This window comes from Nocardiopsis sp. TRM 82005, from assembly GCF_056312425.1.
This window is the reverse complement of record NZ_JBWDTQ010000018.1, coordinates 106,517-126,156: the sequence shown is the minus strand read 5'-3', so window position 1 is coordinate 126,156 and position 19,640 is coordinate 106,517. Positions and strand designations below refer to the sequence as shown.

At 70.1% G+C, this 19,640-nt stretch carries 20 protein-coding genes; 10 read left to right on the top strand and 10 right to left on the bottom strand.

The genetic code is table 11. The annotated features are described in order from the left end of the window. Window positions 1-145 precede the first annotated feature (145 nt). The gene (locus tag AC0T5L_RS15270; protein WP_476166134.1) at window positions 146-589 is read left to right on the top strand and encodes a hypothetical protein; all 444 of its coding nucleotides are present in this window, start codon (window positions 146-148) and stop codon (window positions 587-589) included. Between the two features lie 79 nt (window positions 590-668). On the opposite strand, the gene AC0T5L_RS15265 is transcribed toward AC0T5L_RS15270, so the two are convergent. Continuing rightward, window positions 669-1,766 carry a pyroglutamyl peptidase gene (locus AC0T5L_RS15265; RefSeq protein WP_476166133.1) on the bottom strand — a complete coding sequence of 366 codons (1,098 nt, stop codon included), beginning with the start codon at window positions 1,764-1,766 and terminating at the stop codon, window positions 669-671. Window positions 1,767-1,957: 191 nt separating this feature from the next. Between AC0T5L_RS15265 and amaB the strand changes: the two genes are divergently transcribed. From amaB to AC0T5L_RS15250, 3 genes are all read left to right on the top strand, one after another. Next, window positions 1,958-3,505, top strand: coding sequence for an L-piperidine-6-carboxylate dehydrogenase (gene amaB, locus AC0T5L_RS15260; RefSeq protein ID WP_476166132.1), 1,548 nt, complete (start codon window positions 1,958-1,960; stop codon window positions 3,503-3,505). A 138-nt stretch (window positions 3,506-3,643) separates the two neighbouring features. Next, window positions 3,644-4,111 carry a MarR family winged helix-turn-helix transcriptional regulator gene (locus AC0T5L_RS15255; protein ID WP_476166131.1) on the top strand — a complete coding sequence of 156 codons (468 nt, stop codon included), beginning with the start codon at window positions 3,644-3,646 and terminating at the stop codon, window positions 4,109-4,111. Window positions 4,112-4,175: 64 nt separating this feature from the next. Then, window positions 4,176-4,604 carry an organic hydroperoxide resistance protein gene (locus AC0T5L_RS15250; protein ID WP_476166130.1) on the top strand — a complete coding sequence of 143 codons (429 nt, stop codon included), beginning with the start codon at window positions 4,176-4,178 and terminating at the stop codon, window positions 4,602-4,604. 78 nt (window positions 4,605-4,682) lie between these two features. Here the strand turns inward: AC0T5L_RS15250 and AC0T5L_RS15245 are convergent, their stop codons facing one another. The 4 genes from AC0T5L_RS15245 to AC0T5L_RS15230 form a co-directional block, all read right to left on the bottom strand. Continuing rightward, the gene (locus tag AC0T5L_RS15245; RefSeq protein WP_476166129.1) at window positions 4,683-5,693 is read right to left on the bottom strand and encodes a hemolysin family protein; all 1,011 of its coding nucleotides are present in this window, start codon (window positions 5,691-5,693) and stop codon (window positions 4,683-4,685) included. Further along, window positions 5,690-7,069 carry a hemolysin family protein gene (locus AC0T5L_RS15240; RefSeq protein ID WP_476166128.1) on the bottom strand — a complete coding sequence of 460 codons (1,380 nt, stop codon included), beginning with the start codon at window positions 7,067-7,069 and terminating at the stop codon, window positions 5,690-5,692. The genes AC0T5L_RS15245 and AC0T5L_RS15240 overlap by 4 nt, the downstream gene beginning before the upstream one ends. A gap of 230 nt (window positions 7,070-7,299) precedes the next feature. After that, window positions 7,300-7,860 carry a TrmH family RNA methyltransferase gene (locus AC0T5L_RS15235; protein ID WP_476166127.1) on the bottom strand — a complete coding sequence of 187 codons (561 nt, stop codon included), beginning with the start codon at window positions 7,858-7,860 and terminating at the stop codon, window positions 7,300-7,302. 123 nt (window positions 7,861-7,983) lie between these two features. Then, window positions 7,984-8,658, bottom strand: a complete 675-nt coding sequence (locus AC0T5L_RS15230) for a class I SAM-dependent methyltransferase (RefSeq protein WP_476166126.1) — start codon at window positions 8,656-8,658, stop codon at window positions 7,984-7,986. A gap of 141 nt (window positions 8,659-8,799) precedes the next feature. On the opposite strand from AC0T5L_RS15230, the gene AC0T5L_RS15225 reads away from it, so the two are divergent. Together AC0T5L_RS15225 and AC0T5L_RS15220 are read left to right on the top strand one after the other, a co-directional pair. Continuing rightward, window positions 8,800-9,306: a dsRBD fold-containing protein gene (locus AC0T5L_RS15225; protein WP_476166125.1), complete on the top strand. Its 507-nt coding sequence runs from the start codon at window positions 8,800-8,802 to the stop codon at window positions 9,304-9,306. 420 nt (window positions 9,307-9,726) lie between these two features. Continuing rightward, window positions 9,727-10,995, top strand: coding sequence for an APC family permease (locus tag AC0T5L_RS15220; protein WP_476166124.1), 1,269 nt, complete (start codon window positions 9,727-9,729; stop codon window positions 10,993-10,995). 37 nt (window positions 10,996-11,032) lie between these two features. Here AC0T5L_RS15220 and AC0T5L_RS15215 read toward each other — a convergent pair whose 3' ends face one another. The 5 genes from AC0T5L_RS15215 to AC0T5L_RS15195 form a co-directional block, all read right to left on the bottom strand. After that, window positions 11,033-11,794, bottom strand: a complete 762-nt coding sequence (locus AC0T5L_RS15215; protein ID WP_476166123.1) for an NUDIX hydrolase — start codon at window positions 11,792-11,794, stop codon at window positions 11,033-11,035. After that, window positions 11,791-12,525 (bottom strand): HAD family hydrolase, encoded by a 735-nt coding sequence (locus tag AC0T5L_RS15210; protein ID WP_476166122.1) that lies wholly within the window; start codon window positions 12,523-12,525, stop codon window positions 11,791-11,793. Before AC0T5L_RS15210 ends, AC0T5L_RS15215 begins: the two co-directional genes overlap by 4 nt. Before the next feature lie 141 nt (window positions 12,526-12,666). Continuing rightward, complete coding sequence (locus AC0T5L_RS15205; RefSeq protein ID WP_476166121.1) at window positions 12,667-13,614, bottom strand: VWA domain-containing protein; 948 nt, start codon at window positions 13,612-13,614, stop codon at window positions 12,667-12,669. 80 nt (window positions 13,615-13,694) lie between these two features. Continuing rightward, on the bottom strand, window positions 13,695-14,663 hold the full coding sequence (locus AC0T5L_RS15200) for a DUF58 domain-containing protein (RefSeq protein ID WP_476166120.1): 969 nt from the start codon (window positions 14,661-14,663) through the stop codon (window positions 13,695-13,697). A 5-nt stretch (window positions 14,664-14,668) separates the two neighbouring features. Then, a complete protein-coding gene (locus AC0T5L_RS15195) occupies window positions 14,669-15,730 on the bottom strand; it encodes an AAA family ATPase (protein WP_476166119.1) in 1,062 nt (353 codons plus the stop codon). A 146-nt stretch (window positions 15,731-15,876) separates the two neighbouring features. Here AC0T5L_RS15195 and AC0T5L_RS15190 point away from each other — a divergent pair, with 146 nt between their 5' ends. From AC0T5L_RS15190 to AC0T5L_RS15175, 4 genes are all read left to right on the top strand, one after another. After that, window positions 15,877-16,584, top strand: coding sequence for a hypothetical protein (locus AC0T5L_RS15190; RefSeq protein WP_476166118.1), 708 nt, complete (start codon window positions 15,877-15,879; stop codon window positions 16,582-16,584). Between the two features lie 358 nt (window positions 16,585-16,942). Then, a complete protein-coding gene (locus tag AC0T5L_RS15185) occupies window positions 16,943-17,710 on the top strand; it encodes a HipA family kinase (protein WP_476166212.1) in 768 nt (255 codons plus the stop codon). Further along, complete coding sequence (locus AC0T5L_RS15180; protein ID WP_476166117.1) at window positions 17,707-18,135, top strand: DUF3037 domain-containing protein; 429 nt, start codon at window positions 17,707-17,709, stop codon at window positions 18,133-18,135. The genes AC0T5L_RS15185 and AC0T5L_RS15180 overlap by 4 nt, the downstream gene beginning before the upstream one ends. Before the next feature lie 151 nt (window positions 18,136-18,286). Beyond that, entirely contained in the window at window positions 18,287-19,564 is a 1,278-nt protein-coding gene (locus tag AC0T5L_RS15175) for a multidrug effflux MFS transporter (RefSeq protein WP_476166116.1), read from the top strand. The last annotated feature ends 76 nt before the right edge of the window (window positions 19,565-19,640 follow it).

Sequence of the window (19,640 nt, the reverse complement as noted above, 5' to 3'; positions counted from 1 at the left end):
TCGTTCCCGCGTGAATCGCCTCGCAGCGGGTCCGTCACCCTCGGTGTTCGGAAGAGGCGCGGGGGTGCCCGAGTGAACCTGGGACACTGGCGAGGCGTCACACTTCTCCGGGGCACTCGCCCCCGGACTCCCCCGAAAGGCATTCATGAGTTATGGTCCCGGAACCGGTGGCTACCTTCCTCCCGAGGGAAACAGCGGCGGCTATCCTCCCCCTCCCGGGGACGGCGGCAGCTACCCTCCTCCGCCGCCACCTGGGAGCGGCGGCAACTACCCCCCTCCGCCCCCGGGAGGCTGGTACGGCGGCCCCGGCTTTCAGCCGCCGCAGCCCGCGAACCAGGGCTCGGCCGTCGGCGCGCTCATCGCGAACGTCGTCGGCCTGTGCATGTGCTGGGCCGTCGCGATCGTCGGCGTCATCCTGGCGATCATCGCCCTCACCATGACCAGCAGCAATCCCCAAGCCGCCAAGACCTGCACCATCATTTCCTGGGTGCTCTTCGGCGTCGGGGCCGTCTTCTGGGTCGTGCTGTTCCTCCTCTACGGCGCGATGGGCATCTTCTCCGTCTTCGAGGAAACTTCCACCTACACCTGATGACGGTTTCCGGTGCCCCGGCCGCCGTCGCGGCCGGGGCACCCGTCGGCCTCCGCGCGACGGGGGCCGGGGGAGCGGGCTACTCCTCCACCGGCGCCGTGTCCTGCGTTTCCGCCTCCGCCGCGGCGGAGGCCACGGCCGCCACGATCAGGCGGACCTGGGCCAGGACCGCGGTGTTCTCGCCCGCCCCCGCCACCTTGGGCAGGTGCACGTGCCCGGCCAGGCCCCTTCGCCCCGCCCGGTCCCGTAGCAGAGTGTTGCGGTAGGCGATCTCGTTGGACAGGTAGTCCCCGCCGCCTCCGCACCGTGCGGCCGAGCCCTCGGTGGGGCCGTCCGGGCGCACCACCGCTTCACCGCCGTCCGCCGGGACCTCGCTCACCTCGGTGTTGACCACCACCGGGTGGGGGTCCTGTTCCGCCGCTGCCACGATCTGCTCGTGGGGAAGCGAGGAGCGCGTCCACTCCGGGGCGCCCGGCAGCGGGATCCGGCCCGTGCGTGACACGCGCAGGTTGTCCTCGCCCCCGCCGCGCCAGACGCCGTTCCACACCTCCAGGTCGAAGCGGTCCGGCCGGCCCCGGCTGAGCGTGAGGACCGCGTCCGCGCGCTCGTGCAGGCCGGCCAGTGCCTCCTCCACCAGGCCCGCGTCGAAGTCCGCCCAGCGCACCGGGAACACGGCGGTGCGTACCACGGCGGTGCGCCCGCCCACGGGGAACGTCCATCCGTTCAGGTCCAGCGCCGCTGCCCCGGACGGGTTGGAGCACGCCGGGTCATCGTCCAGTTGGAAGGGGTCGAAACCAGTCACGACCACCCGGATCCACCGGTCGCCCGGTGGGAAGTCGAGGTCGGCGATACCGCGCGAGCCGCTCTCCAACAGGTGCAGCAGGTCGGCGTGCTCGGCGTCGGACAGGGCGAAGCCCGGCCGCCAGGACCGCAGCCGGGCGGCCAGCACCAGCCGCGCCCAGTACAGGGGGCGGTCGTCGATACCGTCGCGGGCGGCCTCCGTCCACAGCCGGGAGGCGTGTGCGGCGACCACCTCCCGGGCTTGGGCGAGGTCGCCGCTCGCCCGCAGGTCGGCGCTGAACAGGGGATCGGCGGCGCCGAAACCGGAGCGGGTCAGGATCGTGCGCGGCTCGGCGAGTCCGGCGCGGTCCTCTTCGGGGGTGGTGTGGTGATGCACGGGGTCGCTGTCTTCTCAAGTGTGTTCGGTGGCCGCTGGGGGAGGGCCAGCAGAGTCTAACGCCGCCCTGTTCCGGCCGTTGCGGCGGAGTGTGGCGCTGCCTGGGAGTAAGACGCCAGGGCTGGACCGGCGGGGCCGGACTTGGCAGTGTGTGTAGTGACCGCTGCCCCTCTCAACGGAGAGAGAAACACATGAGTACTTCCGCCCTCCCCGACACCGGGGTTCTCGCCGAGCGCGCGCGGGCCGCTCTGGAGCGGTGCCGCCTCGACCGGCCGCGCGAGCCGGCCGGGGCCCTCGGCGCGGCCAGGACACCCATCACCGGGCAGGAGCTCTTCCCCCTGGACCATGACGACGCCGCCTCTGCGGAGAGGGCCGTCACCACGGCCCACGAGGCCTTCACCTCCGTCTGGCGTGACACCCCCGCCCCCGTGCGCGGGCAGCTCGTCCACCGGCTCGGTGAGCTGCTGCGCGAGCACAAGGCCGACCTGGCTGAGCTGGTGACCATCGAGGCGGGCAAGATCGGCTCCGAGGCCCTGGGCGAGGTCCAGGAGATGATCGACATCTGCGACCTGGCCGTGGGCATGTCCCGGCAGTTGTACGGGCGCACCATGCCCTCCGAGCGGCCCGGCCACCGACTCATGGAGACCTGGCATCCACTGGGTGTGGTCGGTGTGATCACCGCGTTCAACTTTCCGGTGGCGGTGTGGTCGTGGAACACGTGTGTGGCCCTGGTGTGCGGCGACACCGTGGTGTGGAAGCCCTCGGAGCTGACCCCGCTCACCGCGTTGGCCTGCCACGGCCTGCTCATGCGCGCGGCGGCCGACGTCGGCGCGCCCCCGGAGGTGCACCGTGTGGTGCTGGGCGGCCGGGAGGTCGGTGAGGCCCTGGTGGAGGACCGCCGTGTGGCGTTGCTGTCGGCGACCGGTTCGACCGCGATGGGCCGCGCGGTCGCGCCGAGGGTGGCCGCTCGCATGGGCCGTTACCTGCTGGAGCTGGGCGGCAACAACGCGGCGGTGGTCGCCCCGTCCGCGGACCTGGACCTGGTGGTGCGCGGCAGTGTCTTCTCTGCCGCCGGTACCGCGGGTCAGCGCTGCACGAGCCTGCGCCGCCTCATCGTGCACGAGGACGTGGTCGAGGAGGTCGCCCGGCGCGTCGTGGACGCCTACAAGCAGTTGCGCGACCGGATCGGCGACCCCTTCGACGAGTCCACCCTGGTGGGCCCGCTGGTGGGCGAGCGCGGGTACACGGCCATGCGCGGGGCGCTGGAACGGGTCGAGGCCGACGGCGGCGAGGTGCTCGTCGGCGGTGGCCGTCGTTTGGCGGAGGACGCCGCCGACGCCTATTACGTCGAGCCCGCGGTGGTGCGTATGCCCGGGCAGACCGAGGTGGTGCGGGAGGAGACCTTCGCGCCGGTCCTGTACGTGATGTCCTACCGGACCCTGGACGAGGCCGTGCGGTTGCACAACGGCGTGCCCCAGGGTCTGTCGTCGGCGATCTTCACCCAGGACCAGGCCGAGGCCGAGCGGTTCCTGTCCGCGGCCGGTTCCGACTGCGGGATCGTCAACGTCAACATCGGCACCTCCGGTGCGGAGATCGGTGGCGCCTTCGGCGGGGAGAAGGACACCGGTGGCGGCCGCGAGTCGGGTTCGGATGCGTGGAAGGCCTACATGCGCCGGGCGACCAACACGGTCAACTACGGCGGCGAGCTGCCGCTGGCCCAGGGCGTCCGCTTCCTGTGACCACGCGGTGCCCGCGTCCGGCGAGGGGCGCGGGCACCGACGGCACACAGAAAAGTTGCGCCCTATTATGTTGCGCGCAACCAAATTCTGTTACGGTGGTGCCTGACCGACGGTCCCGTACGCGCAGGAGGGAACACCGTGGCCGAAGCGGAAGGGGACAACCCCCTCGCCCTGGACAACCAGCTGTGTTTCTCCCTCTACGCGGCTTCCCGGGCCCTGACCGGGCTCTACCGGGAGCTGCTGGGCGATCTGGGGCTGACCTACCCGCAGTACCTGGTCATGCTCGTGCTGTGGGAGCGCGAAACACTCACCGTCAAGGAACTCAGCCACGCCCTGCGCCTGGATTCGGGAACGCTCTCGCCGCTGCTGCGCCGCCTGGAGGGCATCGGGCTGCTGACCCGTGAGCGCAGCGCCGCCGACGAGCGCGTCGTGGAGGTCTCGGCCACGCGGAAGGGCGAGGACCTGCGTGCACGGGCCGAGAGCGTCCCCGACCGTGTCCTGTGCGCCGCCGACCTTCCCCCGGACCGGGCCGCGGTACTACGGGACGTGCTCGGTCAGATCACACGTTCGGTGGAGACGGCCTCCACCAGGCACAGCCCCTACTGAGGCCGCCTCCCGGACCAACCGTTCCAACAACAGCGACCACGTGTCGTCAACGAGAGAGGCAACCATGGCATACGACGTGCTGTACACCGCCAACGCCACCGTCACCGGTGAGGGACGCAAGGGAGCGGGAAGGACAGACGACAGCCGCCTGGAGGTCGACCTGTCCGTGCCCAAGGGCATGGGCGGCGACGACGGTGTCGGCACCAACCCCGAGCAGCTCTTCGCCGTCGGTTACGGCGCCTGCTTCCACGGTGCCCTCAAGGCGGTCGCCCGCAAGGAGCAGGTCGACGTCGACGGCTCCACCGTCGACTCCCAGGTCAGCCTCGGCAAGTCCGACGAGGGCATGGACCTGGCCGTCACGCTCACCGTCACCATCCCGGGCGTGGAGCAGGCCAAGGCCGAGGAGCTGGTCCAGGGCGCCCACCAGATGTGCCCCTACTCCCGCGCCACCCGTGGCAACATCGAGGTGAACCTGACGGCCAAGACCGCCTAGGGTCCACCCAGAGACGGGGGGAGGGCACGCGCTGCGCGCCCTCCCCCTCTCGCGCGTTCGGGCGCGCCGGCCCCGGGCTCAGGCGGCCGCTTCCAGCAGCAGCAGACGGTCCAGGATGTCCTGGAGGGTGACCAGGCCGATCGCCTCTCCCCCCGACTCCACCAGGGACAGGTGGCTGCGGCTCTCGCGCATGATGCTCATGGCCGCGTACATCGGCGTCTCCGACGACAGGGTGAGCACCGGCCGCATCAGGTCGGCCGCCGTCGTGCCCTTCGCGCTCGCCAGCGCCTCGCGCACGTGCAGCACACCCACCGGTTCGTCCCGGTCCATCACCACCAGGCGCAGGTGCGTGGACTCCCGGGAGACCCGCTTGATCTCCTCCACACCCGCGTCGGGGGCCACCGAGGCGATCTCCTCGCTCCGGGTGACGATCTCGTCCAGCGGACGGGAGTTGACCTCCAGAGCGGTGGCCAGCTGGTCACGCCGCTCAGCGTCCAGCGCCCCGGCCTTGGCCGAGTGCTCCACCAGTTCGCGCACGTCGTCCGGGCCGTGCCCGGCCGAGAGCTCGTCCACCGCGTTCACCCCGACCCGGTGCAGGCACCAGTTGGCCATGCCGTTCAGCATGAGCAGCAGTGGCCGGGTGAGCCACATGAAGGCCCGCATCGGGACCGCCAACAGGGTCGCCGACTTCTCCGGGTGCGAGATCGCCCAGGACTTGGGCGCCATCTCACCCACCACCAGGTGCAGGAACGTCACGATCACCAGGGACAGCACGAACGAGACCACCGACGACACCGCGTGCGGCAGGCCGACGAACAGGGGTTCCAGCAGATGGTGGACGGCGGGCTTGGAGATCGCGCCCAGCGCCAGCGTGCACAGCGTGATGCCCAGCTGCGAACCGGCCAGGAGCAGCGACAGGTCGCGGGCGCTGCGCAGGGCCGCCCGCGCTGACACGCTCGTCTCGGCGGCCTCCTCCAGCCGGTAGCGGCGGGCCGCCACCAGAGCGAACTCGATGGCCACGAAGAACGCGCTCAGCACGATGATGACCATGGTCAGCGCCAGCGCCAACCACACGTTCATGTCACTCATGCGCGCACCTCCCTTCCGTTCTCGACCGCCTCGCGCAGGAGCAGCTCCACGGTGTGCGGAACGTGCCTGTGCACGGTGTTGACGGTCAGGGTCAGCGCCATGTCGGGATCGTCGTCGTGCGCGCTGGCCGGGCGGGGCAGACAGATCCGGGTCCGGTCGCCCACCTCGGGCAGCCGGTGGAGCTCGTGGATGACCAGACCGCCCAAGGTCTCGTAGTCGCCCGGAGGCAGGTCGTGGCCGATCAGCCGCTCGACCTCGTCGATGTGCAGTGCGCCCGGGACCAGGTAGGAGCCCTCCCCGTCCAGGTGGGAGGGTGACTCCTCCTCCGGGGTGTGCTCGTCGGCGATCTCGCCGACCAGCTCCTCGGCCAGGTCCTCGGTCGTGATGATTCCGGCCAGTCCGCCGTATTCGTCCACGACGCAGGCGAACTCCTCGTTCGCCTCGCGCAGCCGGTCCAGCAGTACCGGCAGCGGCAGTGACGCGGGAACCATCACGGTTTCGCGGGCCACCTCGCTGACCTTGACGTCGGACAGGTCGCGGTCACCCAGGGCGAGTACGTCGCGAAGGCAGATGACACCGACGATGTCGTCCACACCGTCACCCAGGACGGGGAAGCGCGAGTGGTCGGAGGACATCAGCTCCACGACCCGGCTGACCGGGTCGCCCTCCTCCACGGTGGTCACCTCCGGACGCGGGATCATCGCGTGCCCGGCGGTGCGGTCGTGGAAGTCCAGGGTGCGGTCCAGCAGCGTGGACAGCTCGGCGGGCAGGTCCCCGCTCTCCCGGGACTCGGCGATGATGCTCTCCAGGTCGCGCGGTGTCGCCGCGTGCTGGACGTCCTCCACCGGTTCGATCCGCACTGCCTTGAGCAGCAGGATCGCGGCCTGGTCGAACAGCCAGATGAGCGGACCGAATGCCTTCAGGTAGATCCCGGTGGACAGTGCCAGCCAGCGGGCCAGCGGTTCGGGCCGGGCGATGGCCAGGTTCTTGGGGAAGAGCTCGCCGAAGACCATCTGCACGATGGTGGAGAACAGGAGCGCGAGGGCGGTACCGACGGTCACGCCGGTCCCCACGGGGACCCCGACGCCGCCGAGGAGCTCACCGACGCCCCGGCCGATCATGGGCTCGGCGACGTAGCCGACCAGAAGCCCGGTCACGGTGATGCCCAGCTGGGCACCGGAGAGCATGAAGGACGTGCGGTTGGTGATGCCAAGGGCGCGTTTCGCCCCGGTGTCACCGGCTGCGGCCCGCGCCCGTAGGCGCGAGCGGTCCACGGCCATGTAGCCGAATTCCTGGGCGACGAAGTATCCCGTCGCCACGGTGATCAGGAAGACCACCAAAGCCCCGAAGGCGATACTGAGGACGGTGCTCATCATCGGGCACGCACCGCCTGGTTCCGCCTCGTGGCATGGTCCCTACGAAGGTGCGCACCCTTCGTAGAAGGGGGCTCGTCGTCTGGGTCACAGCATCCTCTGAGGATGCTGCCGGTACTTCGGGACGGATCCACTGTTCCTCTCTCTACGCCTTGTGCGCGTTGACTGTGTGATGGGAGTGGCCTGCTGTGGAGATAAAGACGAAGGAGCGGGGGAGAAAGTTCCCCGGATGCTCAGCTTCCGACGGGGGCGTCGGCCTCCCCGCCGAAGACGGCCCACTCGCGGCGGCGGGCCTCGGCGAGCGCGATCGCGGTGGCCACGGCGACGTTCAGCGACCCCACACGCCCGACCTGCGGAATGTAGGTGACGGCGTCCGCGCCCGCGAGGAGCGCGGGGGAGCAGCCGTGGTCCTCGGCGCCCACGGCCAGGCACACGTCGGGCTCCAGCGGAGCCGCGTGCAGCGGTACGGCGCCGTCGGCGAGTTCGACGGCCACCACTTTGTAGCCGTCATCGCGCGCGGCCGCCAGGGCATCGGCGGTGGAGGACAGCCGTGTGTGCCTCACCTTCGCGGCGGTGCCCAGTGCGGTCTTGCCGACTTTGGAGTCGTCGGGGTCGGCGCTGTTGCCCGTGAGCCAGAGCTGATCGACACCGAAAGTCGCGCAGGTGCGCAGGATTGATCCCAGGTTGAAGGGCTGGGTGACCGATTCGACCAGAAGGGCGAGTCGCCCCTCGGTGCGCCTGCGCCACTGTCGGTTCAGGCGTTTGACGTCCGTGGGACGCAACTGCGTGCTCAACTGCGGTGTGTTCCTCGACGGGTGTGCCCGGGATGAACCGGGAGGCCGGTTGTCCGCCACAGAGTACCGGTCACCATGCGTGCGTGCACACATGACCCGGGACACATCCTGGCAAAAGGAACTTCAATCCTTCGATCGGCGTACCGCGAGCACCCGGTAGCCGGCCCGTGAGGCCACGCGCTCGGCGGGCAGCCCCTGCGAGTCCAGCCACTTCTGCAATGAGTCCGAACCCAGGTGGCGCTGTACCACCAGGTAGGCCACACCCTCCGGGGTGAGCCGCCCCAGCCAGGTGAGCAGCATCGTGTGCAGCACGTCCTTGCCTACCCGGATGGGCGGATTGGACCACACCGTGTCGAAGGGGCCGAGCAGGTCCTCGGCCAGGGGCGTCCCCGCCTCGTCCCCGACCGGGGCATCCCTCGTCGTTTCGCCCTCGGCCGGAGCGCCCTTGGACCCCACAACCGTGAAGCGGGCGTTGTCCAACCCCTGTTCGGCGGCGTTGAGCCGAGCCAGGTCCACGGCGCGGGCGTTGACGTCCACGCCCAGCACCCGTGCCCGCGGCGCGCGTGAGGCCATGGTCAGGGCTATGGGGCCGTAGCCGCAGCCCAGGTCGAGCAGGCGTCCCCGGGCGGGCGGTGCCGGGACCGTCTCCAGGAGTACCCGTGTGCCGAGGTCGACCTTCTCGGGGGAGAAGACGCCTCGGTCGGTGCGCAGCCGCAGGTGCAGGTCCGGCAGGACCAGGTCTGCGGTGGAGGGGCGGCTGGCGGCGCCCGGGTCGGAGTCGAAGTAGTGCTGGGCCACGCCGTGACGCTACCAGGGACCGAGTGGCACACCGCATCGGGCAAAAACCTCGTACACCCGTGTGAACGAAATCTCCAACATCTCGGACCTCGGCGGCCGAAGTGCCGAAGATGATGGTACCCAACGTTTGTGGGAGAACCCATGCGAGCACAGGTAGGAGACCGGCTGGTAGTCGAGAGCCCGCGCGCCGACACCCACCGCAGGACGGGCGTCGTCACCGGAGTGCGGGGGGCCGACGGATCACCCCCGTACCAGGTGCACTGGTCCGACGCGGAGCGAGGACACGACGACCTGATCTACCCGGGGCCGGACGCGCACATCGAACACCTGCCCGAGGGCGTGGGCGTGAACGCAGAGGGGGCCGATGCCATGCAGACGATGAAGCGCTGGAACGTCGACGTCGTGGTCGCCGAGGAGTCCGAGGGGGACAGCGCGCGGACCTGGGCCGAGGTGGGCTTGGTGGCTGATGACGGAACGGCTCTGAGGGGGCACGGGATGGCCCGCAAGCACCCCACGGACCTGGACGTACCCGAGATCGGGGAGGAGCTCGCGGTCTCGCGCGCCTTGTCCGACCTCTCGCGCCAGCTCCGCCAGGTCGCCGCCGAGGACATCAACGACCACAGCGGTGTCCCGTGGCGTCCCACCTGACGGGGCGCTCCCCGCGGTCCCCGCTTCACGCGGGCCGCCCGAGAGCATGGGCCCGGACCGGTACCGGTCCGGGCCCTCGGCGTTGACCGGCTCTGCCGCGGCGGGTGAGGCCGGGCCGACACCGCCTGGACCGGAAGCAGCCACCTTCGCCATGGGTTTTCTGCGTCCGAAGGTCACCGGGATCGGGCACACTCAGAAGTCGGGTACGACCGCCGTCCGAGCGGCGGAGGAGCGTCGCGGCCCTCCGGGGCCGGGACGCCGCGTCGTGCCTGACCAGGCCGTGGCGGGGGAGAGTGCGCCAGCCGGGCGCACGAGGTCCGCCGTCACGTCCCGAGGTAGCGCCGCGCTTCTACCGGAGGTCCCGGGTGAAGGCGTGTTACCGCCCGGCGCGCGCCGGGAGCACTCACGCAAGGAGACCCGTTGCCCACCTCTTCCGGATCCCAGGCCAGGCCCGCCCGTGTCCTCGGCACCGTGGACGCCGTCGCCATCGGCGCGGGCGCGATGCTCGGCGCCGGAGTGTTCACCGTCTTCGCTCCGGCCGCGCTCGGCGCGGGCGCCTGGCTGCCCGTGGCCATCCTCATCGCGGGTCTCATCGCCTACTGCAACGCCGTCTCCTCGGCCAGGCTCGCCGCCCGCCACCCCGAGTCCGGTGGCGCCTACGTCTACGGACGTGAACGCCTGGGCGAGCTGTGGGGCTACCTGGCGGGGTGGTCCTTCGTCATCGGCAAGACAGCCTCCTGCGCCGCCATGGCACTGACCTTCGCCGCCTACCTCCTGCCCGGCTGGGAGAGGCCCGTGGCGGTGGCCGCGGTGCTCGCGCTCACCGCGCTCAACTACCGGGGGGTCAAGCGCTCCACCCTGGTGGTCAAGGTCCTTCTCGTCCTGGTCCTGGCGGTCCTGGTCGCCGCGGTCGTGGCGATGGTGCTCAGCGGGCGCCTGGCAGCCGTCGCCCAGGTGGAGGGCCTGGGGCCCTGGCCCGGTTCCTTCGGTGTGCTCGGCGCCGCTGGGATGGTCTTCTTCGCCTTCGCCGGGTACGCGCGCGTGGCGACCCTGGGCGGTGAGGTCCGCGATCCCGAGACCACCATCCCCCGGGCCATCGTCCTGGCCCTGGGCGGCGTGCTCCTGCTGTACCTGGTCATCGGTACCGGCCTGTTGATCGTGCTGGGCCGTGGGCGCCTGTCCACCACCGACACCCCGATGGTCGACGCCGTCCAGGTCGCCGGGTTCCCCTGGCTGACCCCCGTCGTGGTCGCCGGTGCCGCCGTGGCGAGCCTGGGCGCCCTGCTCTCCCTGGTCCTGGGGGTCTCCAGGACCGCCGCCGCGATGGCCGCCGACGGGCACCTGCCCCGCTCCTTGGCCGTCTTCCACGAGCGGTTCGGGGTGCCGCACCGAGCCGAGATGTCGGTCGCCGCGCTCGTCATCGTCCTGGTCCTGATCACCGACCTGCGCGGCGCCATCGCCTTCTCCGCCTTCGGTGTCCTGGTGTACTACGCCATCACCAATGCCTCAGCGCTGCGGCTGGGACCCGACGAGCCCCGACCGCCGCTGGTGGTGCCCCTGACCGGGTTGGCGGGGTGCGTGGTCCTGGCCTGTAGCCTGCCGCTGCCCGCGGTCATCACCGGCATGGCGGTTCTGGCGCTGGGCGCGGGCCTGTGGTGGTTGCGAGAGCGGTTCGGCCTGCGTTTCTAACGTTGGGGGCATTGCTCCGGATACGGGGCGGGACCCTTCAGATGCGGCTGTGCTCCGCCAGGTAGGCCAGACCGCGCAGAGCGGTCGTGGACAACCGCAGCCCGGCCACCTCCTCGGGGGTGAACCAGCCGCAGTCGGCGGTCGAGCCGTCCTCCTCCAGCACCCGGGCCGGACCCGGCTCGGCCACGAACACGTGGAAGAACACCCACACCGAGTAGATCTCGTGGTCGCCGGGCTGGCCACGGTGGTGGCTGGACACGGTGATCAGGTCGCCGACCTGGCCGTGCTGGCCGGTTTCCTCGGCCACCTCGCGCCGCAGCGCGGCGCGTACGTCCTCGCCCGCGTCCACGCCGCCGCCCGGCAGGTGCCAGGTACCGGCGCCGGGGAATCCCTCGGCGATCCGGCTCAGCAGCACACGGCCCGCGGGGTCGCTGACGATTCCGTAGGAGGCGAACCGGCGCAGCCGCGGCCGGCCCTGGGCCGGGGCCTCCTCCTCGGCCAGTTCGGCGGGTGAGGGCGACAGCCCGGTCCCGGCGGCGGCCGAGGGCCAGGACGGTTCGGCTCCGGCCTCGGCGAAGACCACCCGGTCGATGTGCAGGGAGGTGCCGTCGGGAGCCCGTGCCAGTTCGGTGAGCACGTCCAACGCGCGCAGGGGCGTGTGCGGGGACAGGCCGCCCAGGTCGCGGACCACGTCCGCCGGGTCCTGCCCGAACAGCACGCGTGTGCCGAGCACGGCGGTCCCTGTGACCAGGTGCGCGGTGACGCGTCGCCCAGCCCCGACGGGGGAGGGGAGGGTCACAGCGTTCCCGCCGCGGGGACGCTGCTGGGCAGACCGACCATGTGCAGCAGCTCGTCCAGTCCGGTGACGGTGGTCACGCCGTCGAAGCGCTGCTGGCCCCGGCGGTCGACCATGATCGGGTGCATGCTTGCGGCCACGGCGCCCACGCCGTCAGCCTGGATCTGGTCGCCCACGTGCCAGCAGGCGGTGGGGTCCACTCCCAGGCGCTGGGCGGCGGTGCGGAAGATACGCGGGTCGGGCTTGCCCGTCCCGGCCGTGTCGGCGCACACCACGGCGTGGAAGTAGGGGGCCAGCTCCAGGGCCTGCAACTTGGCGTGCTGCAAGGCCTCGATTCCGTTGGTGACCACGGCCAGGCGATATCCGGACGAGGCCAGGGTGTTCAGGGAGGGGATAGCGTCGGGGAAGACCTGCCAGGCCGAGCGGTGTACGTCCAGGTAGAGGCGGTAGAGGTCGTCGCAGTGCTGGTCGGCTATGTCCGTGTGGCCTGCCTGGACGGCCAGGGCGCGGATGCGTTCGCGGCGCTGCTGTTCCAGATTCAGGTGTCCGCGCAGGTAGGAGCCGAAGGAGACCTCGGTCTGTACGTCCCACAGACTGCGCGCGGCACCGAAGTCCGGGTGGCCGAGCCGTTCCATGACCGCGCGGAGCCCCGCGGACGACGCGGCGAGGTCGTCGATGAGGGTGTCGTCCAGGTCGAAGCAGATCGCCGTCGGTGCTGCGGATGTGTTCGGCATCGTTCCTCAAGTGAATGGGCAGGACAAAACATGCCAACGCTAACCCGTGGACATGACGGAAAGGGTGTAAACCCCACCTAAAAGGATGTGACCCAAGTCACCAGCAGAGGGCGGTGGGGGAGCCCGGGGCTGCCTGCGAGCTCACGGGATCCGTTGGAACCACAGCAATGACGTCATCGACGTGGCCATGGCCAGCACGATCGCCACCAGCACGAACCGTGTGACAATCTCCTCGTGCACCACTTCGGTGCCCAACGACGAGCCGATGTTCTCGTAGACCTCGTTGAGCTCCGTCTCGCTCTCGGCCTCGTAGAAGTGACCGCCGGTGTCCTGTGACAGGCCGATCAGCGCGTCCTTGTCGATGTCGGCGGGTACCTGGTAGCCGTCGATCTCGATCATCGCCGCACCGGTGCCGAAAGCGATCGCGGACACCGGTACCTCCTGCTCGACCGCCACCGAGGCCGCCTGTGAGATGTCGCGCCCGCTGGTGTTCTCCCCGTCCGACAGGAGCACGACCGCCGACGGGGGCGGGTCCTGCTCGGAGTCCTCGTCGAAGCTGCTGATCGCCTCCAGCGAGGCGAACACGCCCTCACCGATCGCCGTACCCGGTCCCAGCTGTAGGTTCTCGATCGACCCGATCACCGCCTGGTGGTCATGGGTGGGGGAGGAGACCACCGTGGCCGTCGAGGAGAAGGCCACCAGCCCCACGTTGAACCGGTCCGGCAGAGTCTCCACGAACCCCTGCGCCGACTCCTTGGCCGCGTTCAGGCGGTCGGGGTCGATGTCGGTGGCCGCCATCGACAGCGACACGTCCACCGCCACCATGATCGTCGCCCGCTCGCGCGGCTTCTCCACCGGCATCGCGGGCATCGCCATCGACGTGATGAGCACACCCAAGGTCAGCGTGAACAGCGCCGCCGGGACGTGCCTGCGCACGTCCGGCCGGTGCGGTGCCACCTGGTTCAGCAGTGACAGGTTGGTGAAGCGCATCGTGTACTCGCGTCGCCGACTCTGCGCGAACACGTACGCCCCGACCAGCAGCACGATGAGGAGCAGCCACCACAGCCGCTGGGGCTCCAGGAAGGTCATCGCTCAGTCCCCCGTGCGTAGGCTCTGTCCCGCGGGTCGGACCCCGCGCCCTCGTTCGGTCCCATGGCGACCCTCCCCGCTCACCCGGGCGCCCCCGGAGTGTGGCGGGCCAGGTGGTGCGCGGTACGTCGCTGGTGGATGACGAACCGTGCCGTGTCCAATACCCAGTCCCGGTCCGTTCGTAGCAACAGGTGGTGTACCCCGCACCGGCGCAGTGCCTCGCGCACCGCCGAGCGCTGGTCGGCGGCCGCCTGGCGGTAGCGCTCGCGCACCGACCGGGTCAGCCGTACGTCACGCACCCTGCCCGTACGGGGGTCGCGCAGGGCCACGTCGCCCACCTCGGGCACGTCCAGCTCACGTGGGTCGACCACCTCCACCACCAGTACCTGGTGGCGCAGTGACAGCTGCCGTAGCGGACGCTCCCAGGCGATCTCGCCGCCAAAGGCGGGTGTGTCCAGGAAGTCGGAGATCACCACCCGCAGACCGCGACGACGGCGGGTGCGCACCATGTCGGACAGTGCGTCGGCCAGGGTGGCCTGGTGCGGGGAGGGCGTGTGCTCGTCGTTGGTCGGCGCCGCGGCCACGGTGGCCAGCAGTGCCAGCAGTGCCTCCTTGCCCGAGCGGGCGGGCCAGCGCCGGACCTTGCCCTGGTGCAGGAAGTGGGCGCCGAAACGGTCGCCCACACGCTGGGTGAGCAGGTTGGCCGCCACCATCGCGCCGACCGCCACCTCGCGTTTGGAACGCAGGCCCGTACCGAAGTCCATGCTCGGTGACAGGTCCAGCAGGGTCCAGCTCTCCAGCTCGCGGTCGGCGACCAGGTCGCGCACGTGCGGGATGGTGGTACGGGCGGTGACCGACCAGTCCATGTGCCGCACGTCGTCCTCGCCCGGCTGGTACACGCGGGCCTCAGCGGCCTCCGAGCCCGGTCCCAGGCGCAGGCCGAGGTGTTCACCGTGCAGCAGCCCCTCCAAACGGTGCACGATGCGCAGGTCCAGACGGCGCAGCGCGGCGCGTAGGCGGGGGTCGGTGCCGATCGCGGGACTGGTCACGGGTCTCACCTCGGGGAGGCGAAGGAGGCGGTCTCACCGCTGGGCGGCTCGTCCCAGATCACCCGCGGCGCGAGCACGGTCGACAGGATGCGGTCGACCACCTGCTCTGCGGTGACTCCGTCGGCCAGGGCGTCGAAGGTGAGTACCAGGCGGTGGGCGATGACGTCGTGGGCGAGCACCCGCACGTCGTCGGGCAGCACGTAGTCGCGCCCGCGCAGCAGGGCCAGGGCCCGCGCGGCCGAGACCAGGCCCAGGCTGGCGCGAGGGCTGGCCCCTATCTCCAACACCTGGCGCAGGTCCGGCATCTGGTGGTTCTCCGGCTCCCGGGTGGCCATGACCAACCGCACCACGTAGTCGGCGATGAGCTGGTGGACGTGCACGCGCTGGGCGTCGGACTGTAGCTCGCTCAGGGTGACGGGGTCGAGTACCTGGTGCGCCGTGGGCGGGGTGGTCGACATCCGGCGCAGGATCTCCATCTCCTCGTGCGCACGCGGGTGGCCGACGTTGACCTTCATCAGGAACCGGTCGCGCTGGGCCTCGGGCAGCGGGTACACGCCCTCGGACTCGACCGGGTTCTGTGTGGCGATGACGATGAACGGGGAGGGGAGAGGATAGGTGGTACCGCCCAGGGACACCTGCCGTTCGGCCATGACCTCGAGCAGGGCCGACTGCACCTTGGCGGGGGCGCGGTTGATCTCGTCGGCGAGTACGAAGTTGGCGAAGACCGGGCCCAACTCCACGTCGAACTTCTCGGTGGAGGGGTGGTAGATGCGCGTGCCGATGATGTCGGAGGGCACCAGGTCCGGGGTGAACTGCACGCGGGCGAAGGAGCCGCCGGTGACCTGCGCCAGGGTGGACACCGCCAGGGTCTTGGCGATACCGGGCACGCCCTCGATCAGGCAGTGGCCGTTGGCGACCAGGGCGATGAGGGAACGCTCCACCATGCGCTCCTGGCCCACGATGACCGTGGACACCTCGTGCAGCGCGGCGCGCAGCAGCCTGGTCGGCTCACCCGGGGAGCTCTCGGGGCCCGAGGAGGGCGCGGAGCCGTTTCCGGTCTCTGCCATGTCCCGCCTTCCTAGCAGGGAGCCCCGACGCGGGGGCACCGGATAGGTTGTGGATCCTCACCTGTGGTGACACTACCCGCTCCACGGGCACCAGTCCGGTACACAACGCGGCGAAGCGGACGGGCGCGGGCAGAGAGGGGAATGACATGGCGGTTCCCACGATGGGGTTGAACGAGGGCGATCCGCGCCAGCTGGGCGGCTACCGACTGCTGGGGCGGCTGCGCGACTCCTCCCTCGGGGTGGTCTACCTGGGCCGGGACAGGGCCGGGAACCAGGTGAGTGTGGCCGTTCTGGACTCCGGTGCCGCCGGTGACGGTACTGCGCGCGAACGCTTCGCCGAGGCGGTGCGCGCCAGTACGGACGTGGTGGCGGCCCGCACGCACGGGCGTTCGGCGTTGTGGGTGGCGGTGCACCGTGAGGGGTCCGCCTCGGCACAGGAGTTCCTGGAGGCGGCGGCGCGGTCGGGACGGGTGGCTGCGCGCGGCCCGGTGGTGATGCCGCACTGGGCGGGTTCGCGCGGTACGGCTTCGGTGCGGTGGGCGCCCTGGACCGGGCGGCGGGACAGCGCGGTGGCCGCGGGGGAGGGCAACTGGTGGCTGATCGGCGGACTGGGCCTGGTCCTGGTGCTGCTCCTGCTGCTGGTGTCGCTGCTGTACTGGTGGATGTTGCAGTTCCCGCAACCGGATATGCCGGGGTCCATGTCGCCTTCGGAGGCGCAGGAGAGTCCGGAGGGCCAGCCGGGGGAGGGGTCCAGCCCGGCCGAGGAGGACGGGGAGGGGAGCCCTTCCGTGCCGATGCCCTCACCTGGCGAGGGTGACGGAGAGTGGGGAGAAGCACCCGAGGACAACCTCTAGGGCGCGCGGGAAGGCATGGAGACAAGGCCCCGCAGCCCCCGTTGACCTACTAGAAATCTACATCGTAAAGGCAGCGGTTATTTTTCTAAGAACAAATAACAAGGAAGTTCAAACATCGCGCGGCTACGCCGCCCCTTTCCCAGACTCTCCCTTGAAACCGTTTCGGCGTGTCGCTGCCGTGGTGGGTGGATACCTGGAACGTGTTCAGCGTCGTTTAGCGGGCCCGTGGTGAGTGCGCGTGATGGGGGAGTCGGGCCGGGCCGGTGCTCCCGTCTGCGTCCGGCTCAGACCTCTGGTCGTTCGGGGTGGCGCTTCCCGGCTGCGCGGGTGACGGACGCGCCGGCTTCGGGCGGTGCCTATGCTGGTCCGCGTGCTGAAAAAGGTGATCGCGACGCGGTACGTGCTGCCGCTGCGCGAAGGAGGTTCGCTCCCAGGGCTGGTCGAGGCCGACGACCTGGGGATGTACGTGGTCAAGTTCCTCGGGGCGGGCCAGGGGCGTAAGACGCTCGTGGCCGAGGTGGTCTCCGGTGAACTGGGTCGGGCCCTGGGGCTACCGGTCCCCGAGTTGGCCCTGGTGGAGTTCGACGCGGTGATCGGCCGCAGCGAACCCGACCCCGAGGTGCAGGAGCTGCTCAAGGCCAGTGGCGGGCTCAACCTGGGGATGGACTTCCTGCCGGGCTCGCTCGGCTTCGACCCGCTGACCTTCGAGGTGGACCGGGACTTCGCCGGGCGGGTGCTGTGGTTCGACGCCCTGACCGGCAACGTGGACCGCTCCTGGCGCAACCCGAACATGCTTCTGTGGCATGGCAGGCCGTATCTGATCGACCACGGTGCGACGCTGATCTTCCACCACAACTGGGCCAACGCCGACAGGTTCGTCGCCCGGGCCTACGACGCCTCCGACCACGTGCTCTCGGGTTCCTCCCCGGATCTGGCCGCCGCGGACGCCGCTCTGGCCCCGCTGGTGGAGGAAGGTCTGCTGCGAGGTGTGGTGGACCTGGTTCCCGACGAGTGGTTGACGGGGGAGCCGGGATTCGACTCTCCCGAGGAGGTCCGTGATGCGTACGTGCGGTTCCTGCTGGGGCGGGTGGCCGACCGGTCCTGGCTGCCGGAGGTGACGGGGTGAGGCGTTACAGCGATGCGGTGACGACCGGCCGTGTGGGTGAGGAGCGTGACCGCGCGGTGTTCGAGTACGCGCTGCTGCGGGTGGTGCCGAGTGTGGAGCGCGGTGAGTGCGTGAACGCCGGGGTGGTCGTGTACTGCCAGGAGCGGGGGTTCTTGGCGGCTCGTTCCTCGTTGGACGAGGGGCGGCTGCTGGCTGTGGACCCGGGGGTGGACGTGGCCGGTGTGCGGCGTGCGCTGGAGGCGGTCGAGGTGATGTGCCGTGGTGGTACGGGGGCGGGTGCGGCCGGTCGTGAGCGGCCGGGGCAGCGGTTTCGATGGCTGACCGCGCCGCGGAGCACGATCGTGCAGCCAGGGCCGATTCACGGTGGTTTGACGGAGGACCCGGAGATTGAGGTCGTGCGGTTGCTGGACCGGCTCGTAAGGTAACGGTCCGGGTCGTAACGGACATCACAGGTGTTTGGGGGTTGGAAGGGAGGCGATCTGCGGGTTCGGGTGTTGGTATGGAGTGGACCCGCCGTGGGGAGGCCTCCCTTCCGGCTTCTTCTTCGCTTTCGAACCTTCCCGAACTGGAGCGCCTGTGCAGTCCCCGAATTCCCCCTCCACGGACACTGAGCAGGGGGCGGTCGAGTCAACCCCGGCAGGGAGCCGCGCCTGGACGCCTTCGCGCAAGTCGATCGCCTTGCTGGTGATGGTTCTGGGTGTGCTGACGGCGACGGGGCCGTTGGCGACTGACATGTACCTTCCGGCCTTTCCTCAGATCACCCAGGACCTGGGGACGAGTGAGGCGAGGATCCAGCTGACGCTGACGGCGATGATGCTGGGGTTGGCGCTGGGCCAGTTGGTGATCGGGCCGATGAGTGACGCCTGGGGGCGTCGCGGTCCGCTGTTGGTGGGCGTGGCCGTGTTCACGGCGACGTCGGTGCTGTGTGTGTTCGTGCCGGACGTGACGCTGTTCATCGCGCTCCGGTTCGTGCAGGGTATGGCTGGTGCCGCGGGTGCGGTGATCGCGCGTGCGGTGGTGCGTGACCTGTTCGAGGGCGATGACGCGGTGCGGTTCTTCTCGCGTTTGGCGCTGGTGATGATGTTGGCGCCGCTGTTGGCGCCGCTGGTGGGTGCGCAGCTGTTGCTGGTGGGTCCGTGGCAGTTGAGTTTTTGGGTGCTGGCGGTGATGTCGGCGCTGAGTTTCGTTTTGGTGTTGCTGTGGTTGCCGGAGAGTCTGCCGGCGGAGGAGCGTCGTCGTCGGGGTCCGCGTGCGTTGGCGTCGACGGTGGCGGGTTTGTTGCGTCAGCCGCGTTTTGTGGGTCCGGTGCTGACGCTGGGGCTGAGTTTCGGGATGTTGTTCACGTATGTGTCGGCGTTCTCGTTCGTGTCGCAGACGGAGTTTGGTGCTTCGCCGCAGTTGTATGCGGGGTTGTTCGCGTTGAACGCGCTGGGGATGATGGCGGGGACGCAGGTGAACGGGTTTTTGGTCGGCCGGGTGGAGACGTTGCGGCGTTTGGGCCTGGGGTTGGTGGCGGCCTTGGTGTCGGTGGGTGTGCTGGTGGTGTTGGCGCTGACCGGTGTGGCTGCTTTGTGGGTGGTCGGGGCGTTGTTGGCGTTCATGATGCTCAGCGTGGGGTTCATCATGCCGAACGCGACGGTGACGGCTCTGGACGGTCAGCCTTCCTCGGTGGCGGGTACGGCTTCGGCGTTGATGGGTGCGTTGCAGTTCTCGTTGGGTGGCGGTGTGGCGTCGCTGGCGGGGTTGACGGCTTCGGGTGAGCCGTCGTTGGTGAGTATGTCGTTGGTGATGGTGTCTGCGGCTGGGTTGGCGTTGGCGGCGTATGTGTGGTCGGTGCGTTCGAAGGTCCGATGACCCGAGGATCCTGGGGGTTGTGGTTCGTCGTTCCGGGTTGCCGTGTGGTGGGGAAATGGGCACAGTAGGTCGCAAT